General features: G+C 40.6%; 14 protein-coding genes. 2 read left to right on the top strand and 12 right to left on the bottom strand.

Annotated elements, in window-relative coordinates; translation table 11 throughout:
* Nucleotides 1-7: 7 nt before the first annotated feature.
* Nucleotides 8-1,453 (bottom strand): carboxy-terminal processing protease CtpB, encoded by a 1,446-nt coding sequence (ctpB, locus tag MHH23_RS04210; RefSeq protein WP_047945633.1) that lies wholly within the window; start codon nucleotides 1,451-1,453, stop codon nucleotides 8-10.
* Between the two features lie 153 nt (nucleotides 1,454-1,606).
* On the opposite strand from ctpB, the gene MHH23_RS04205 reads away from it, so the two are divergent.
* A complete protein-coding gene (locus MHH23_RS04205) occupies nucleotides 1,607-2,347 on the top strand; it encodes a sulfite exporter TauE/SafE family protein (RefSeq protein ID WP_017368130.1) in 741 nt (246 codons plus the stop codon).
* A 48-nt stretch (nucleotides 2,348-2,395) separates the two neighbouring features.
* On the opposite strand, the gene MHH23_RS04200 is transcribed toward MHH23_RS04205, so the two are convergent.
* The 5 genes from MHH23_RS04200 to MHH23_RS04180 all read right to left on the bottom strand — a co-directional run bounded on the left by MHH23_RS04200 (nucleotide 2,396) and on the right by MHH23_RS04180 (nucleotide 6,951).
* Nucleotides 2,396-3,658, bottom strand: coding sequence for a murein hydrolase activator EnvC family protein (locus MHH23_RS04200; protein ID WP_096881915.1), 1,263 nt, complete (start codon nucleotides 3,656-3,658; stop codon nucleotides 2,396-2,398).
* Nucleotides 3,659-3,772: 114 nt separating this feature from the next.
* Nucleotides 3,773-4,663 carry a permease-like cell division protein FtsX gene (gene ftsX / locus MHH23_RS04195; RefSeq protein ID WP_024719915.1) on the bottom strand — a complete coding sequence of 297 codons (891 nt, stop codon included), beginning with the start codon at nucleotides 4,661-4,663 and terminating at the stop codon, nucleotides 3,773-3,775.
* Nucleotides 4,656-5,342: a cell division ATP-binding protein FtsE gene (gene ftsE, locus MHH23_RS04190; protein WP_008348229.1), complete on the bottom strand. Its 687-nt coding sequence runs from the start codon at nucleotides 5,340-5,342 to the stop codon at nucleotides 4,656-4,658. Before ftsE ends, ftsX begins: the two co-directional genes overlap by 8 nt.
* Nucleotides 5,343-5,724: 382 nt before the next feature.
* Nucleotides 5,725-6,054: a cytochrome c551 gene (cccB, locus tag MHH23_RS04185; RefSeq protein WP_008348231.1), complete on the bottom strand. Its 330-nt coding sequence runs from the start codon at nucleotides 6,052-6,054 to the stop codon at nucleotides 5,725-5,727.
* A gap of 48 nt (nucleotides 6,055-6,102) precedes the next feature.
* Complete coding sequence (locus MHH23_RS04180; RefSeq protein WP_217967795.1) at nucleotides 6,103-6,951, bottom strand: YitT family protein; 849 nt, start codon at nucleotides 6,949-6,951, stop codon at nucleotides 6,103-6,105.
* Nucleotides 6,952-7,140: 189 nt separating this feature from the next.
* On the opposite strand from MHH23_RS04180, the gene MHH23_RS04175 reads away from it, so the two are divergent.
* Nucleotides 7,141-7,875: an alpha/beta fold hydrolase gene (locus MHH23_RS04175; RefSeq protein ID WP_340958947.1), complete on the top strand. Its 735-nt coding sequence runs from the start codon at nucleotides 7,141-7,143 to the stop codon at nucleotides 7,873-7,875.
* 17 nt (nucleotides 7,876-7,892) lie between these two features.
* On the opposite strand, the gene MHH23_RS04170 is transcribed toward MHH23_RS04175, so the two are convergent.
* From MHH23_RS04170 to MHH23_RS04145, 6 genes are all read right to left on the bottom strand, one after another.
* Nucleotides 7,893-9,686, bottom strand: a complete 1,794-nt coding sequence (locus tag MHH23_RS04170; RefSeq protein WP_256688744.1) for a M3 family oligoendopeptidase — start codon at nucleotides 9,684-9,686, stop codon at nucleotides 7,893-7,895.
* A 124-nt stretch (nucleotides 9,687-9,810) separates the two neighbouring features.
* A protein-coding gene (prfB, locus tag MHH23_RS04165) for a peptide chain release factor 2 (protein WP_096881918.1) occupies nucleotides 9,811-10,912 on the bottom strand; the annotation gives its coding sequence in 2 pieces (ribosomal slippage) (nucleotides 9,811-10,839 and nucleotides 10,841-10,912; 1,101 coding nt in all).
* A 67-nt stretch (nucleotides 10,913-10,979) separates the two neighbouring features.
* A complete protein-coding gene (secA, locus tag MHH23_RS04160) occupies nucleotides 10,980-13,505 on the bottom strand; it encodes a preprotein translocase subunit SecA (RefSeq protein WP_039169779.1) in 2,526 nt (841 codons plus the stop codon).
* A gap of 198 nt (nucleotides 13,506-13,703) precedes the next feature.
* Nucleotides 13,704-14,267 (bottom strand): ribosome hibernation-promoting factor, HPF/YfiA family, encoded by a 564-nt coding sequence (gene hpf / locus MHH23_RS04155; protein ID WP_007499992.1) that lies wholly within the window; start codon nucleotides 14,265-14,267, stop codon nucleotides 13,704-13,706.
* 189 nt (nucleotides 14,268-14,456) lie between these two features.
* Entirely contained in the window at nucleotides 14,457-16,142 is a 1,686-nt protein-coding gene (locus MHH23_RS04150; protein WP_100324727.1) for a methyl-accepting chemotaxis protein, read from the bottom strand.
* Nucleotides 16,143-16,175: 33 nt separating this feature from the next.
* Nucleotides 16,176-16,556 carry a hypothetical protein gene (locus MHH23_RS04145; RefSeq protein WP_008348244.1) on the bottom strand — a complete coding sequence of 127 codons (381 nt, stop codon included), beginning with the start codon at nucleotides 16,554-16,556 and terminating at the stop codon, nucleotides 16,176-16,178.
* Nucleotides 16,557-16,564: the final 8 nt, after the last annotated feature.

The raw sequence follows: 16,564 nt of genomic DNA, 5'->3' as shown, positions 1-16,564 counted from the left end.
CGCCTCTTTATTTTTTGAGATATAGTGCTTTTAGTGCAGTTTGTAGCTGAAGATCATTCTTTTCATAAGATTTCACTTCATCTACCATCTTGTTCATCATTTTCGCTGTCTTTAAATCAATCACACCTGATTTTTCGAGATTGTATGTGCTTTGAAATGCGAGTACAGCCTTTTTCGTTTCTTCGTCAAAATATCCATCTACTCTGCCTGGGTCAAATGATAACCCTTTTAACAATGTCTGTGCTTGTCTGACTTCTTCATTGTTCATATCAAGCTGAAGCGGTTCTTTCAGCTGGAGCGGGCCAACGGTGAAGTAATCTGGTTGATGAATCGCAATGGTCGGCACAACACCTTTTTTGTGAATCCAATTCCCTTTCGGTGTCAGCCACTTATACAGCGTTAATTTAATGTTACTCCCATCTCCCATTGGTACCGCCTGCTGCACAGTCCCTTTACCAAAGGAAACGTCACCTACCACTTCATACTTCCCTGCTTCTTTCATGGCACCAGCCAGAATTTCAGAAGCGGATGCACTTCCTTTATCAATTAAGACATTGACCGGGTATGGTTTTTGTTCTTTTCGTTTTGAAAAATATCGTTTTCGATCGCCATTCCGTTCTGCAATTTGAATATATGGCTGATCCTTTGTGATAAAATGTTTCAAAATGTCTTCCACACTTTGTAGATAGCCGCCAGGATTTCCTCTCACGTCCAGCACAAGGCCTTCCATGCCCTTTTTCTCGAGCTTATTCAAGCTTGCCGTGAAATCCTTCGCCGTATCTTCAGAGAAGCTAGAGATCGCAATATAGCCTGTTTTATGACCATTGACCTCTTTCATTGAAGCCGTTACGGTTTCAAGCGGGATTTCTTCTCGTTTGATATGGAATGTTAGCTCTTTTTCAATTCCATTTCGTCTGATTTTCAAGGCGACAGACGTTCCTTTTTTTCCTCTTATTTTCAGTACAGCATCGTTTAGGCTTTTTTCTTTCATCGTCTCACCGTCAATGCTGATGATTTCATCTTTCGGTTTCAGACCCGCCTTTGCCGCAGGGGATTTTTTAAAGGCAGAGACAATGATAATCTTTCCTTCATCCATTCCAACTTCTGCCCCAATTCCTTCAAATGAGGAATCAAGTGAATCCGAAAATTGCTTTGCGGTTTGCTTGTCCATGTATACTGAATACGGATCATTTAAGGTTGAAAGCATTCCTTGTATGGCACCTTCAAGCAGCTTTTGACGATCCACTTCCTCTACATATTCATTCGAAATGAGGTCATAGGCTTTCTCAATTTTCTCCATTCCGTTTTCCTTCGCTCGATCACTTGATTGAGCTTGTCCAGCCACTGCAGCCGCTTTCGGTGACTCCGCTTGAGTCGCCTCTTTATGCGTCATAACCCCTGCACTGATGATGAGAATGACACTTGCCATGATGGATGCGATTTGTTTTTTCATATTTGGCCTCCTTCTTCAACTCTTCCTGATGACCTGAGTTATTATATGCCAGAAGAAGGGATTTCATGTAAAGACATTCTCCTAAGGAGGCTTGACTAATCATTTCAATAGGTGTAATTTTTATTTTGTTACGATCGAGAAGGAGTCTTCGCTATGTATATTATATTGACGATGCTTTTATTAGGAATTTTACTAGGGTTTGTAGGAGCTGGCGGGGCTGGTTTTGTCATCGCATTGCTGACGTTAATCTTTGATGTACCAATCCATACTGCACTTGGGACATCTTTAGCTGCTATGGCATTTACGACTTTATCTGGTGCATACAGCCACTACCGGGAAGGAAATATCCAGCTCAAATCAGGTTTGATTGTCGGTGCACTAGCTTGTATTGCTTCATTTGCCGGAGCAAAAGTGGCTCCTTTTATTCCAGAGGATAGCCTGCACTATTTAACAGCTGGTATGCTCTTTTTATCTGCTGTTTTTATGATGATCAAATTGTTTGTCCTAAAAGAAGATGCTGAGCAGCAGCCGCTTTCTTCACGCCAATTGCTGATCAGGGGCATTATATTAGGCCTTGTATCAGGGATGCTTTCAGGGATGTTCGGTATCGGATCAGCACCATTTATACAAGTGGGGCTTTTGATTTTGCTGAAGCTGTCTATTAGACAAGCTGTTGGCACAACGATGCTAGTGATTATTCCAATCTCTATTGGCGGTGGAATTGGCTATATTTCAGAAGGCTATGTTGACTTTATCCTGCTTGTTCAGATCTTAATCGGTACCGTATTAGGGGCTTTTATTGGGGCAAAATTTACACGCCTTGCGCCGAAACCTCTCTTAAAATCCGCTGTGCTTTTAACACCTATTATTGCCGGATTACTGCTGTTATTTTAACTTCATCTACATGAAAAAAGCCGATAACATGATGTTATCGGCTTTTTGTCAGCGGATATATTGCGCTGGATTGACTGCATTTGATTTCGCGCCATTCCATAATCCTTTATGAATTTCAAAATGAAGATGCTGGCCATAAGACTGACCTGTGTTGCCCATATATCCAAGGAATTGACCTTGCTCGACTCTTTGACCTGTTGACACACTTCTTGTTGAAAGATGAGCGTATACCGTTTGATACGTTTGGCCATTGATGTTATGTGTAATGAACACCACGTTCCCATAACTCGACGAGTAGCTTGAGTTCGTGACAGTTCCAGATGCGGCTGCAACGACAGATACAGTGCCTTTTGCAGCGATATCTAATCCGTAATGCTGTCCGCCAGAACGTCCGCCAAAGCCTGATGAGAAACGGCCTGCAGCTGGTTTAATGAAACCTGAGCTACTTGCTGGTGTATCTGACACTTGATCAGATCCTCCACTTGGTGCAGGTGCACTTTTTTCAGCAGCTGCTTGTTCTGCTTTCTTCGCTTCTTCTTTTTGACGACGTGCCTCTTCAGACTTTACCGCCGCTTTTTGATTCGCTAAAATTTCTTGTTCATTTTCAAGCTTTCCTAGTTCATCATGTGCATGTTCTTTTTCTTCCGTTACATGACCAAGGACTTTTCCTTTTTCTTTTTGCTGTTTAGATAGGTCCTTTTTCAACGTTTCAAGCTCTTTCAAAGATGTTTCAAGTCCACTTAGCTGTTTATTTAGCTCTGCTTCTTTTTGCTCTACTAGCTCCAAATCATTTTCGTGTTCTGTAATCATGTCTTTATCTGCTTCGACGATGGTTGTAACAGCTCCCACACGACTGACAAAATCACTAAAGCTACGAGCACCTAGCAGCACATCTAAATAGTTGATTGTACCGCCACTTTTTTGCATAGAACGAATTCGATCTTTGAAAATCGCTTTTCTCTTTTCAATTCGTTCGTTGATGACTTCAATCTCTTTTTTTAGTTTTTTGATCTCTTGTTTCGTCTTTTTGACCTCTTTTTCTTTTTCAGCGACTTTTTCAGTTGCGGCACTTACTTTTTGGTCAATTTTTTCAATTTCTTGCTTTAGCTTTGATTCTTTCTTTTCAAGCTTTGCCAGTTCTGATTTCTTTTTCTTCAAGGTTGATTCAGTCTTCGATGTTTTCTCTTCAATTTGTTGACGTTTTTGATCTAGGTCTTCGTATGCGAATGCACGATTTTCGTTCCCTGGAATGTATAGCCACGTTGTTCCAATAAACGCTGCCATTCCAGCCATTATCAGCTTTCTTTTCAAAACGATATTCCCCTCCCATGACAACTGCCTGCATGAAGAGTCGACCGGATGAATTGGATCAGCCGGTCACATCTTCTATAGAATCTTCGAGTGCTGCCATCAATATAAATAGATTTATACTTTCAAGAATTTACGGATGGACGTTAAACTTCCCCACACACCGATAATGGCACCGATCAATAGAAGGATCAGTGATACTTGATAGACAAACGGATTGTATGGAAGCATTGAAATAAATGAACCTTGTACCCTTGGCGCCACCCAGCCGACAGCATATTGATACGTGCCAAGCAATACAGCGATTGGTATAATCGAGCCAAATACACCAAGTAGTAATCCTTCGATGAAGAACGGCCAGCGGATAAACCAGTTCGTTGCACCTACTAGTTTCATAATCTCAATTTCTTTACGTCTAGCAAAAATCGTAATTTTGATCGTATTGGAAATCAAGAACATCGCTGTAAATAAAAGCCCAATAATAAGTGCGATGCCGACATTACGCGCCACTCCGACAACATTAAAGAGTCGGCTGACCTCTTCTTTTCCATAAGTGACTTTATACGTCCCTTTTAGGTTTTCTAATTTCTTCGCTACTTTTGGTGTATCGTGGGGATCTGTTGTTTTCACAATAAACGCATCATTCAATGGATTTTCTTGATCAACCAGTCCCATAGATTGTCCATTTTCACCAAAGCTTTTAATCAGTGCTTTTAGTTCATCATCCTTGGATGAATATTTCACATCACTGATTTCAGGAATCTTCTCAATTTCTGCTTTTAATTCATCCTGCTGCTTTTGATTCGCCGTTAAATCGATGAGAACTTTTACTTCTACTTCTTTCTCAGCGTTCGATGCCATGTTATTCAAGTTGAGCATAATGACAAGAAAAACCCCAACTAAAATCAATGTGACAGTGACCGCACTAATTGATGCAAATGTCATCCACGTGTTTCTTCCAAGTGAACGGAAGCTCTCACGTAAATGCCGCGAGAGAGTTTTAATCATAAATTCCGTACTCCCCTCTTGCTTCGTCACGCACAATCATTCCATCTTCGATTGCGATGACGCGTTTCTTCATGCTGTTTACAATCTCTTTGTTGTGTGTCGCCATGACGACTGTTGTTCCGCGGTTATTAATCTCTTCGAGTGTCTTCATGATTTCCCATGAAGTATCTGGATCAAGGTTTCCTGTCGGTTCGTCTGCAATGACAACCTCAGGATGATTGACGATCGAACGAGCGATCGATACACGCTGCTGTTCACCGCCGGAAAGCTGATCTGGAAATTGACGAGCTTTGTGCTTTAATTGCACCAAATCAAGTACCTCAAGCACTTTTTTCTTAATAATACTTGGCTGTTCACCAATGACTTCAAGAGCAAATGCCACGTTCTCAAAGACCGTGAGACTTGGAAGCAGTTTGAAATCTTGGAATACTACGCCAATTTCTCTTCTCACATAAGGAATTTCTTTTTCCTTCATCGAGCCTAAATCTTTGTTATTAATTAAGATTTTCCCTTTTGTTGGCTTCTCTTCACGATACATCATTTTAATGAACGTGGATTTACCAGCGCCACTGGGACCAACAACATACACAAACTCTCCTGGATGGATAGAGACATTGATTCCATTGATCGCCTTTACACCATTAGGATAGATCTTATAGACTTCCTTCATTTCAATCATGTAATCACCTAATCTTTTCTTATTCGCTGTCAAACAGCTTATCATGATGTTCTGACACTTCTCGTCAAAAAACGTTATGTATGGTCACGCACATACCCTTCGATACGCACAAGCAATTTATGTCCTTTTCATCCAAAAAGATGAAAAAATTGAATCGTCTAAATTTCAACAACTCCAATTATACGTCATGAATCGACGCAATGGTATTACATTTATATTTCAAAACTTATAAATAAAAGGTAAATAGAGCAATCAAAACCGAAAAACGTGTCTTTTTACCCTTATTTTTTAAATAAAATTTAATATAATACGTTTTCATACTATCCAAAAGTCTTTTTCTACAAATAGAAAATAAAAAAACCTTGTCGATTAGACAAAGGTTTTATTTTTTCTCTGCAAGCCATTTGGCGACTTCTTTTGCTTGTTTTTCATCTACCATTCCGCTTGGCATAGATCCTTTACCGTTCTGGGCAATATCTGCAATTTGGCTTTCATTATATTTCTTCCCGACTTCTTTCAGGCTTGGGCCGCCTCCGCCAGATAAGTCTTTTCCATGACAGCCAATACAGTTTTGCTGATAAATCTCTTCACCACTGCTCACACTTGAAGCACTTTTACTGCCTTCTTTGTCACTGCTGCTTGAATTTCCTCCACAGGCCGCAAGTACAAAAAGCATAGCGACAAAAAGAAGCGTTAATCCGCTCTTTTTCATGTATTTCCCTCCCTTACAATCATTTGGTCAACGTTATTATATCCTTGTTTACGCCCTTTTAAAACCCTCACCAAGCACCTCTTTTGCATCCATGACGATGACAAATGCTGATGCATCGATCGCTTTTACCACTTGTTTCAACTTTGTGAATTGTGACTGCCCTACCACACACATTAAAATAGGCCGGTCATGGTCGGTGTACCCACCTACTGCTGAAATCTTCGTTACACCACGATCAATTTGATCAAACACCGCCTGTCTGACCTCATCCTCATGGCCCGTAATAATCATGGCCATCTTCGAGTGACTAAAGCCAGCCTGAACCACATCAATCGTCTTACTAGAAATGAACACTCCGATCACAGCGTACAGTCCTTCTTCAATCCCAAAAACAGTCATGGCCGCCAAAACAATCAAACCGTCCATCATCGCTAAACAAGTACCTAACGTCAGCCCTGTATATTTATTGATGATTTTGGCCGCAAGTGCCGTTCCCCCCGTTGAACCATTGCCGAGGAAAACGAGCCCAATCCCGATCCCAATCACTACACCGCCAAATATTGCGGCGAGCAGTGCTTCATGGGTGACAGGAACAATGTGTCTTGTTAAGAACACCATTAAAGGTAAAAAGACAGAACCAACGAGCGTTTTTACCCCAAATGTTCCACCTAATAAATAAAAGCCTGCGATAAAGAGCGGAATATTGAGACCCCATTGTACATATGCAGCTTCAAAACCGAATGACTGCATAATGGTACTGATTCCACTCACACCGCCAGCAGCAATCTGATTTGGTAATAATAACGTATTAAAGCCAACCGCCACGATGGCTGATCCTATTAAAATGAGTACATAATTTTTCACTTCAATCCAAAGTTGAGAATGTTCCTGCTTCATGTCTTTCTTCCTCCGTTACTTCTGAATGCACACCTATTTTAAGCCCTCTCATTCAGATTGTAAATAACAGCCAAATGCAGTGCTAATGGATTAATACTTTATCACACAGCCGGATCAGCGTACTTGCCGTTTGGCAGAAGAGTAAATGATGGTATATTTAATATGTACATGAGAAAGAAGGGACATACGATGAAGAAAATACTGAAGATCACCGGTATTACATTACTTGCACTCATCATCTTAGCTTTTGGTGCTTTCTATACATGGAGCCGCTTTACATATGGACCATCGGAAGCGTTAAAAAAGCAGATGAAGATTGAGCAGGTTGATCATAAAAATGGGGTATATTCATTTGAAGCATCAAAAAGCGATACTGGCATCATTCTATATCCTGGGGCAAAAGTTGAACCTCTTGCTTATGCCTATCTAGGGAATGCGCTGATGAAGAAAGGCTATTCGGTCTTTATCCCAGACATGCCATTTTCCTTCGCGATTTTTAATACGAAGAAGGCAGAGGATATCCTCAAAAGTCATACAGCCATCAAGCATTGGTACATTGGCGGACATTCGCTAGGCGGGACATCTGCCGCTATGTATGCAGAGAAAAATCAAAGCAAGCTGGACGGCCTCTTTTTCCTTGCCTCCTATCCTGCATCAGATGATTTGAAACAGGCGTCCTTGCAAGTATTATCTATTTCAGGCGAAAAAGATGGGCTGGCGACACAAGAAAAAATCAAAAAATCGAAAAAGCAGCTACCTTCTCAAACGGTGTACCATGAGATAAAAGGCGGTAATCATGCTCAATTTGGCATGTATGGCAAACAAAAAGGGGATCAGCCTGCAGATATTCCAGTCCTCACGCAACAAAAAGACATCGTTCAGACGATGCTGGAATGGTTAAAACCAGCAAAAAAGCTCCCGTAATGGGAGCTTTTCATTTTTTATGCCTTCGTCGCTTCTAAAAACTCTTCAGCATCTGCCACAGCCAGTGAAATGGCCTCTTCCCAAAACGCTTTTTGAGTCAGGTCGACACCTAGGTGCTTATATGCCAAATCTTCTACAGTCATTGACGCTGTATCTTTTAATAGCGCAATATATTTCTCTTCAAATGATGCTCCAGCCTGCAATGCTTTCGCGTAAATACCTAGCGAGAACATGTACCCGAAGGTGTAAGGGAAGTTATAAAACGGGACCCCTGTAATATGGAAATGCAGTTTAGACGCCCAGAAATGCGGATGGTATTCATCTAAAGAGTCGCCAAAGGCTTCCTTCTGTGCTTCTACCATCAACTCATTCAAGCGGTCAGCTGGCACTTCTCCTTGTTTGCGCTCTTCATAAAAACGTTGTTCAAATAAAAAGCGTGATTGAATATTCATAAAGAATGCCACACTGCGCTGCAGCTTATCCTCTAGCAAACTGAGACGCTCTTCTTCATTGGCCGCCTCTTTTAATGAAGCATCTGCCACAATCATTTCTGCGAATGTCGACGCAGTTTCAGCTACATTCATCGCATACTTACGATTCAACATCCGAACATCCTGCATGACTTCCTGATGGAACGAATGACCAAGCTCATGTGCTAGTGTCGCTACATTGGATGGAGTCCCTGAGAAGGTCATAAAAATACGTGATTCTCCGCTATCAGGGAAATTCGTACAAAAACCGCCCACTCGTTTGTTTGGGCGATTCTCAGCTTCTACCCAGCGTTCATTAAAAGCTTTTTCAGTAAAAGCAGCAAGCTCTTTTCCAAACCCTGCGAAATGCTTGATAATAAAAGCGGCTGCATCTTGATAAGAATAGGTTTTTGTCTCACTTCCAATAGGCGCTCCCACATCAAACCAGCTTAGTTTATCAACCCCAAGCATGTCAGCTTTACGTTGTAAATAATCAATGAATGGCTGTTTATGTTCATCAATGACAGACCACATTGTATCGAGCGTCTCTTGTTTCATCCGGCAAATATCAAGGGGCTCTTTTAATATATGATCCCATCCTCTTGCTTCATATACTTGTAAACGAAAACCAGCGAGATGATTGAGTGTGCTTGCAAACAAATGTTCATCCTGTGTCCATGCATGTTCTAAATTATGATACACGGCTTTTCTTACTTCACGATCTGAATCATCCATCGCATTTTCTGCTTGGCCTACAGAGATCATTTGTGTTTCACCATTTTGCTCAAATGGAATGGTAATTTTGTTCACCAAGCTAGAATAAAGTTCATCCCACGCATGATACCCATCTACTGCTAGTTTTTGAATGAGTGTTTCCTGTTCAACAGGCAGTTGATCTTTCACATGTTCTCTTCGTTCATTTAATATGTAACGAACATCTGAAAAAGCGACTGAATCCATTAATTCTTCCCACTGGCTAGTAGGAATCTCAGCAAGTGATTGATCAAACCCTGCTAGAATGGTTCCTAATTCAGCTTCCAGCTTGGCAATGGACCCTCGGAGACTGCCCGCCTTCATATCCTTTGTATTTTGAGATTGTAGACAGGATACAAATGAACCTGCTTGCGCTAGTTTTTTATATGTGATTTCATACGTTTCAAGGACAGCTGTTAACTTTTTTTCAATTTGTGTATCTTCTTTTGAAAAGGCATCTACCTTTTGTCGTAACTCATCTAATAGCTGCTGAATGTTTTGCAGGTATGTCTTAAATTCTGGTGAAGAACTGCCTCCTTTAAAAAAGGCATCTAAATCCCACGTCTCTTGTAATGGTTTTAATCCCAAATTATTTCCCCCTTTAATTGCTAATTTCATCATACAAAGGATATAGAGTCAGTATGGCATATGTATTCCTTTATATTCATTATATTTTCTCACAATTAAAAAAACCCGGCAAGAAGCCGAGTTTTTATGATAATTTTGAACGTAAATACGCATCGATAAAGGAATCTAAATCTCCATCCATCACCGCTTGAACATTTCCCATCTCCGTGTTGGTACGATGGTCTTTCACAAGAGAATATGGGTGGAAAACATACGAGCGAATTTGGCTTCCCCAGCCAATTTCTTTCTGTTCTCCTCTGATTTCATCCAATTCCGCCTGCTGTTCTTCGATCCGTTTTTGATAAAGCTTAGATTTCAGCATTTTCATTGCACGTTCTCTGTTTTTGATTTGGGATCTTTCCGTTTGGCACGTCACGACGACATTTGTTGGGATGTGTGTGATACGAACCGCAGAGTCCGTCGTATTGACGTGCTGACCCCCTGCACCACTTGCACGATACGTATCCACCTTAATATCCTCTGTACGAATATCGATATCAATTTCTTCATTAAATTCTGGCATGACATCACAGGAAACGAAAGAGGTGTGTCTACGGCCTGATGAATCAAATGGAGAAATACGGACTAAACGATGGACACCTTTTTCTGCTTTTAAGTAACCATAAGCGTTATGTCCTTTAATCAGTAATGTCACAGACTTAATTCCCGCTTCATCACCAGGAAGGTAATCAAGTGTTTCGACCTTAAAGCCTCTGCGCTCTGCCCAGCGAGTGTACATTCTGAGTAGCATAGAACCCCAGTCCTGTGATTCAGTACCACCTGCACCTGGGTGAAGCTCAAGAATGGCATTGTTTTTATCATAAGGTTCGCTTAAAAGAAGCTGTAGCTCAAATTCATTAAACTGCTTCGTTAAGTTCTTCAGCTCTTTTTCAAGCTCTGCATGAAGCTCCTCGTCATAATCTTCCTTTAATAAGTCATGTGTCATTTGTAGTTCTTCATGCGATTCACTGAGTTCATGATAGGAGTTCACAGAATCCTTTAGTGCATTGGCTTCATTGATTACCCCTTGAGCCTTTTGCTGATCGTTCCAAAAATCAGCCTCTGACATCGTCGCTTCAAGCTCTGCGATTTTGACTTCTTTTGTTTCTAGGTCAAAGAGACCCCCTAAAATCAGCTAGCCTGCTAGCCATATTTTCAAGCTCTTGTCTAATTTCTACTAATTCCATATCCTTCACCTCATAGATGTATGGGGGCTGACATGAATAGAAAGAGGTTTTCACCTCTTTCCATTACTTATTCTGTCTTCCCATGACAATTTTTATATTTCTTGCCGCTTCCGCAGTGACATGGCGAGTTTCTTCCGATATCCACCACTTTACGCACCGGCTTTTTCTTCACTGTTTTCTCCTCATCGCCTTCTTGAGGCTGATGAGCAGTTGTTTGTCCTTGAACGACTTCTTCACGTTCTAGGTTGTTTTGGATTTCTGATTTTAGCACATATTTAGCGACGTCATCTTCAATTGAAGCGACCATATGCTCAAACATCGCAAATCCTTCCATTTGATACTCACGAAGTGGATTGGTTTGTGCATATGCACGTAAATGGATTCCTTGACGCAGCTGATCCATTGCATCGATATGATCCATCCACTTCGAATCTACTGCACGAAGAACGATGACTTTTTCAAATTCACGCATTTGTTCATCGCCAAATGTCTCTTCTTTTGCATCATATTTCTCTTTAATCCGCTCCATGATGAATTCGGTGATCTCATCTGCTTCTTTACCGAAGATATCTTTGACCGTAATGGCACCTTCATCTAAATAGTTCGTATTGATTAATTCAACAAGACCATCTAGTTTCCATTCTTCTGGAAGCTCATCTTTCGGCGTATAAGAGCCAACAGCCCGCTCAATAGACGATTGAATCATATTGATCACAATCGATTTCAAGTTATCAGAATCGATGACTTCAAAACGCTGTTTGTAAATGACTTCACGCTGTTGACGAAGAACATCATCATATTGCAGAAGCTGCTTACGGGAATCAAAGTTATTCCCCTCAACACGTTTTTGAGAAGATTCAACAGCTTTTGAGACCATTTTACTTTGAATTGGAGTAGAGTCATCCATGCCGAAGCGATCAAGCATCGCCATTGTCCGCTCTGCACCAAATCGGCGCATCAATTCATCTTCCATTGAGAGATAGAATTGAGTAATCCCTGGGTCTCCTTGACGACCAGAACGCCCACGGAGCTGGTTATCGATACGGCGTGATTCATGACGCTCTGTCCCAATAACAGCAAGACCGCCTAGTTCTTTCACACCTTCGCCAAGCTTGATATCTGTTCCACGTCCCGCCATGTTTGTCGCAATTGTGACGGCACCTTTTTGTCCAGCTTCCTCAATAATTTGTGCTTCACGCTCATGGTTTTTCGCATTTAACACTTGATGAGGGATGCCTTTATTTTTAAGCAGTTTTGAAATCAATTCAGATGTCTCAACCGCAACAGTTCCGACAAGGACCGGCTGTCCTGTCATATAACGCTGTGCGACGTCTTCAGCTACTGCTTTAAATTTGCCATCCATTGTACGGTAGATTAAATCAGGTCTGTCATCACGCACAACCGGTTTATTGGTTGGGATTGTGACAACCTGCATATTGTAAATGTTACGGAATTCCTCTTCTTCCGTTTTCGCTGTACCTGTCATACCAGATAGCTTTTCATACATACGGAAGTAGTTCTGGAACGTAATGGTTGCAAGTGTCATGCTTTCATTCTGCACTTCAAGACCTTCTTTTGCTTCAATGGCTTGGTGCAGACCTTCACTATAGCGACGTCCTTTCATTAAACGTCCTGTGAAGGAGTCAACGATGACGACTTGACCATCTTCCACAACATAATCAACGTCTTTTTGCATCGCAACATGCGCCTTAAGAGCCTGCGCGATATGGTGGTTAAGAGCGACATGTTTGACATCAAACAAGTTCTCGATGCCAAATGCTTTTTCCGCCTTCGTCATTCCGCTTTCAGTCAGCTGTACACTTTTTGTTTTAATATCATAAGTGAAATCGTCTTCTATTTTTAACGTACGAACAAAGGCATTTGCTTGTACGTAAAGTTTCGTCGATTTTGCAGCTTGTCCAGAAATAATAAGAGGTGTTCTCGCTTCATCAATTAAGATGGAGTCAACTTCATCGATGACGGCATAATGAAGTGGTCTTTGAACCATTTGCTCTTTATACAGCACCATGTTATCTCGTAAATAATCAAAGCCAAGCTCATTGTTTGTTGAATACGTGATATCAGCAGCATACGCTTCTCTTTTTTCATCTTTGTCTAGACTGTTTAAGTTCAAGCCAACCGTTAATCCAAGAAATTCAAAAATCTTGCCCATTTCCTCTGCATCACGGCTTGCCAAATATTCGTTGACTGTTACAATGTGGACGCCTTTTCCAGAAAGAGCATTCAAATAAACAGGCATCGTTGATGTCAACGTTTTACCTTCACCTGTTTTCATCTCAGAGATATTCCCTTCATGTAGGGCAATCCCCCCCATGAGCTGCACCTTAAATGGGAACATTCCTGTCACGCGGCGGGAAGCCTCACGAACCGTTGCAAATGCTTCAACCAAAAGGTCGTCTACAGATTGTCCTTTTTCAAGTTTTTCTTTAAATTCGATCGTTTTATTTCGTAAAGCCTCGTCAGATAATTTCTCAAAATCTTGAGCGAGAGCTTCGATTTCATTTGCCTTTTTTTCATATCGGCTGATCGTACGTTTCGTAGGATCAAACACTTTGTTTAAGATTCCAAGCATATAATAACGCTCCTCTATTTCATGCAATTTTTCGGCATGTCCAAAAGTTTGACAGGTCCATATTTACCTGCATTTATCATACCATACCTTCCTTGATTTCCAAAGAATTTGCAATGATTTAGCACAAAAAACCCGCCCCTAATGAAGGGAGCGGGTTTACTTTTTTTAGGTCATTTTTGGATCAAAAGGAACGAATGATTAAGCGTTCGGCTCAATGAGTCCATATTTACCGTCATTTCGGCGGTATACCACATTGGTCAAATTTGTCTCAGCATTTGTGAAGACAAAGAAACTGTGACCTAACATGTTCATTTGGAGAATGGCCTCTTCGCTATCCATTGGTTTTAAATTGAAGCGTTTTTGTCTGACGATTTCTGTTTCATCAATCTCTTCGTCATCTTGAACTGCTACTTCGGACGCACCGTTTCCTCCAGCAAATAAATGCTTTTTCGCACCTTGCTCACGGAATTTACGGTTCACTTTCGTTTTATGTTTTCTAATTTGACGTTCTAATTTACTGGTTGCTAGGTCTACTGCATTGTACATATCCTCATTATGCACCTCTGCTCGAAGTGCTAGATCAGTCATTGGAATGGTAACCTCAACTTTAGATTCTTGATCGTTGTAAAATTTCAAGTTCACGTTGACTGAAGCATCAACATCTGACTCAAAATAACGCTCCAGCTTTCCAATTTTTTTCTCGACATGATCTCTTAGTGCAGGTGTTACTTCGATGTTTTCTCCTCGGACATTGTAATTCATGTAAAGAACGCCTCCTTTAAAATTAAGGATATGTAAACTTATTTCTACTTTTCCCTCCTTTTCTCCTGCTCAAACGTAAAAAAAATGTGAATTTTTATTGAAATTTGTCGAATCCTGCGGTGCTTCAGCTTTTACTTGATAGGTGATGAATATATATTCGCTTGATTCTTGAAAAAGACCATCGCACTGTTAAATCTTGAAAGATGAAATAGATGTTTTCAGTGATTGAGACAAAGATTTTAAATCTTCCGCAGCTGCTTTCATTTCCTCATTCGCCGCTAGTGATTCTTCAACAGCCGCCGACATGTACTCTGTCTCCTCAGAATTTCGCTTGGCTCCTTCTTCTATCACACCAATTGTTTGAGAAATTTCTTCTGTACTAGCTGAGATTTGCTCTGTCGTGGCAGAAAGCTCCTCTGCTTTCATCGAGATATCACGGATGGATTCCAGAATTTCTTGAAAACTCTGTTCAGACAATTGCGATACTTTCACACCTTCTGCTACATCTCGTTCCACTTTCGTCATAGATTGAGACGACCTTTCAGTATCTTTGTTCACGTTGGCGAGTAACTGACTAATTTGGTCGGTCAGCTGACTTGATTCTTCCGCCAGCTTTCTGACTTCATCTGCAACAACCGCAAAACCTCGTCCATGTTCCCCAGCCCTTGCTGCTTCAATGGCTGCGTTTAAAGCAAGTAAATTTGTTTGATCTGCAATGGCATGAATATTCCCCAGCAGGTCTTGAATGCCGGTAAACTGTACTTGTACATTGGCCATTGTAGAATGATGTTCATTCACAGATTCTTTAATAGAACTCATTTGTTTCACAAATTGTTGAATGAGGGATGCGCCCTCTTCAGCCTTTTCAGTCACTGAAATTGAGTGTCCCGAAACATCAGACGTATGTTCAGCCGCATTATGCATACCAGTCGAGACTTCTTGAATCGCCGAAGCTACTTTTCCTACTGCATCCGATTGTTCACGTGAAGCTTCACTGACCTGTTCAATCGAGCTAGACGTCTGTTCACTAGCCGAAATGGTTTGACTGATGGTTTCTTCAAATTGAGCAGCAGAATCAGCTAATTGCCTTGACCCGTTTTGCACCTGTAAGATGAGCTGACGCAAATGAGCTGTCATTTGGTTAAAAGCCGTACCGAGCTGGCCAATTTCATTTTTAGAGGTTACTTCAATTTCTTCAAGTGTGAGGTCACCATCTGCCATTCTTCTTGCTGCATGTGTGACAGAGACAATCGGTTTTGTCATACGATGAACAAACCTTGTGCCAATGACTAAAAAGCCGACTATAATCGCTGCGCTAACGAGAATAAGCGTCAGCAATAATTGGTTACTTTCTTCATTGAGCTGACTGATTTTTTGATCCCGCTGTTTCAATTGTGTTTGAGCAAATTCTTTTGTAAAGGTATGTATTTCTTGTTCGATAGGTTGTAATTCTTGACTGAGGCGGGTGTTGAATTCTTTTTGATTTTGCATATTCAATGAATTAAATAATCGATTTGTTGAGGTGTAGTAAAGATAATTTTTTTCAGAAATTTGATCTAACAGATTTTTTGCTTGTTTAACGGTGCTCATTTTTGATGCTTCAGCTGTTTTCTTATTGATTTCTTCATATGTTTGCTCAATCTTCTGTAAATTTTCAGCATCTTGAACAACCACATACGTTTTAATTTGTGCTTCCTGCTTTTGTAGCAGTGCCTCTAATTCCAGTGAGGTCTGGTACAGCTTTACTTCTTTGGTGAGGAGTGCTTTATACGATTGATCTGTTTTGTAATAGATAAAGCTAGAAAATCCTAAAATACTGACAAACAATACACATATGACAATAAGCCCAAATAAAAATTGATTTTTTAGTCTCATAAATTCCTCCGAATGGTCTGAATTGAACAAAAATTAATGAATGACATACGGCCTCATACAGGCATGTATTTCATCCATCCACTTTCTATATTCAGGTATAAAATATGATGTAAGGAATGACTGGAAGTGATTTGAAGGGAATGTATAGAAAGCTAGTATATCGAAACTTAAAAAAATTTGGTCAAACGATCGAATCGTCTTGGCAAAGTGCTCATTTTCAATAATCGAAAGCAGAAGCGGATGTGTTGTCTCTAAATGAAAGAAGGCATGGATCAGATCATTAAAGATCCGATCCCCTTCTGTTTTAGCGAAATCCTTCTCAATTTCATCTAAATATTTTAGACTCTCTTCTATCGTATATAGAAGGTCATAATATGTGGTTAATAAAATATAGTCATCTGAACGATACGCCACAGGTCTCA

This window comes from Bacillus sp. FSL K6-3458 (assembly GCF_038005045.1).
Classification (GTDB): Bacteria; Bacillota; Bacilli; order Bacillales; family Bacillaceae; genus Bacillus; species Bacillus altitudinis.
This window is presented reverse-complemented; position numbering and strand designations above follow the sequence as displayed.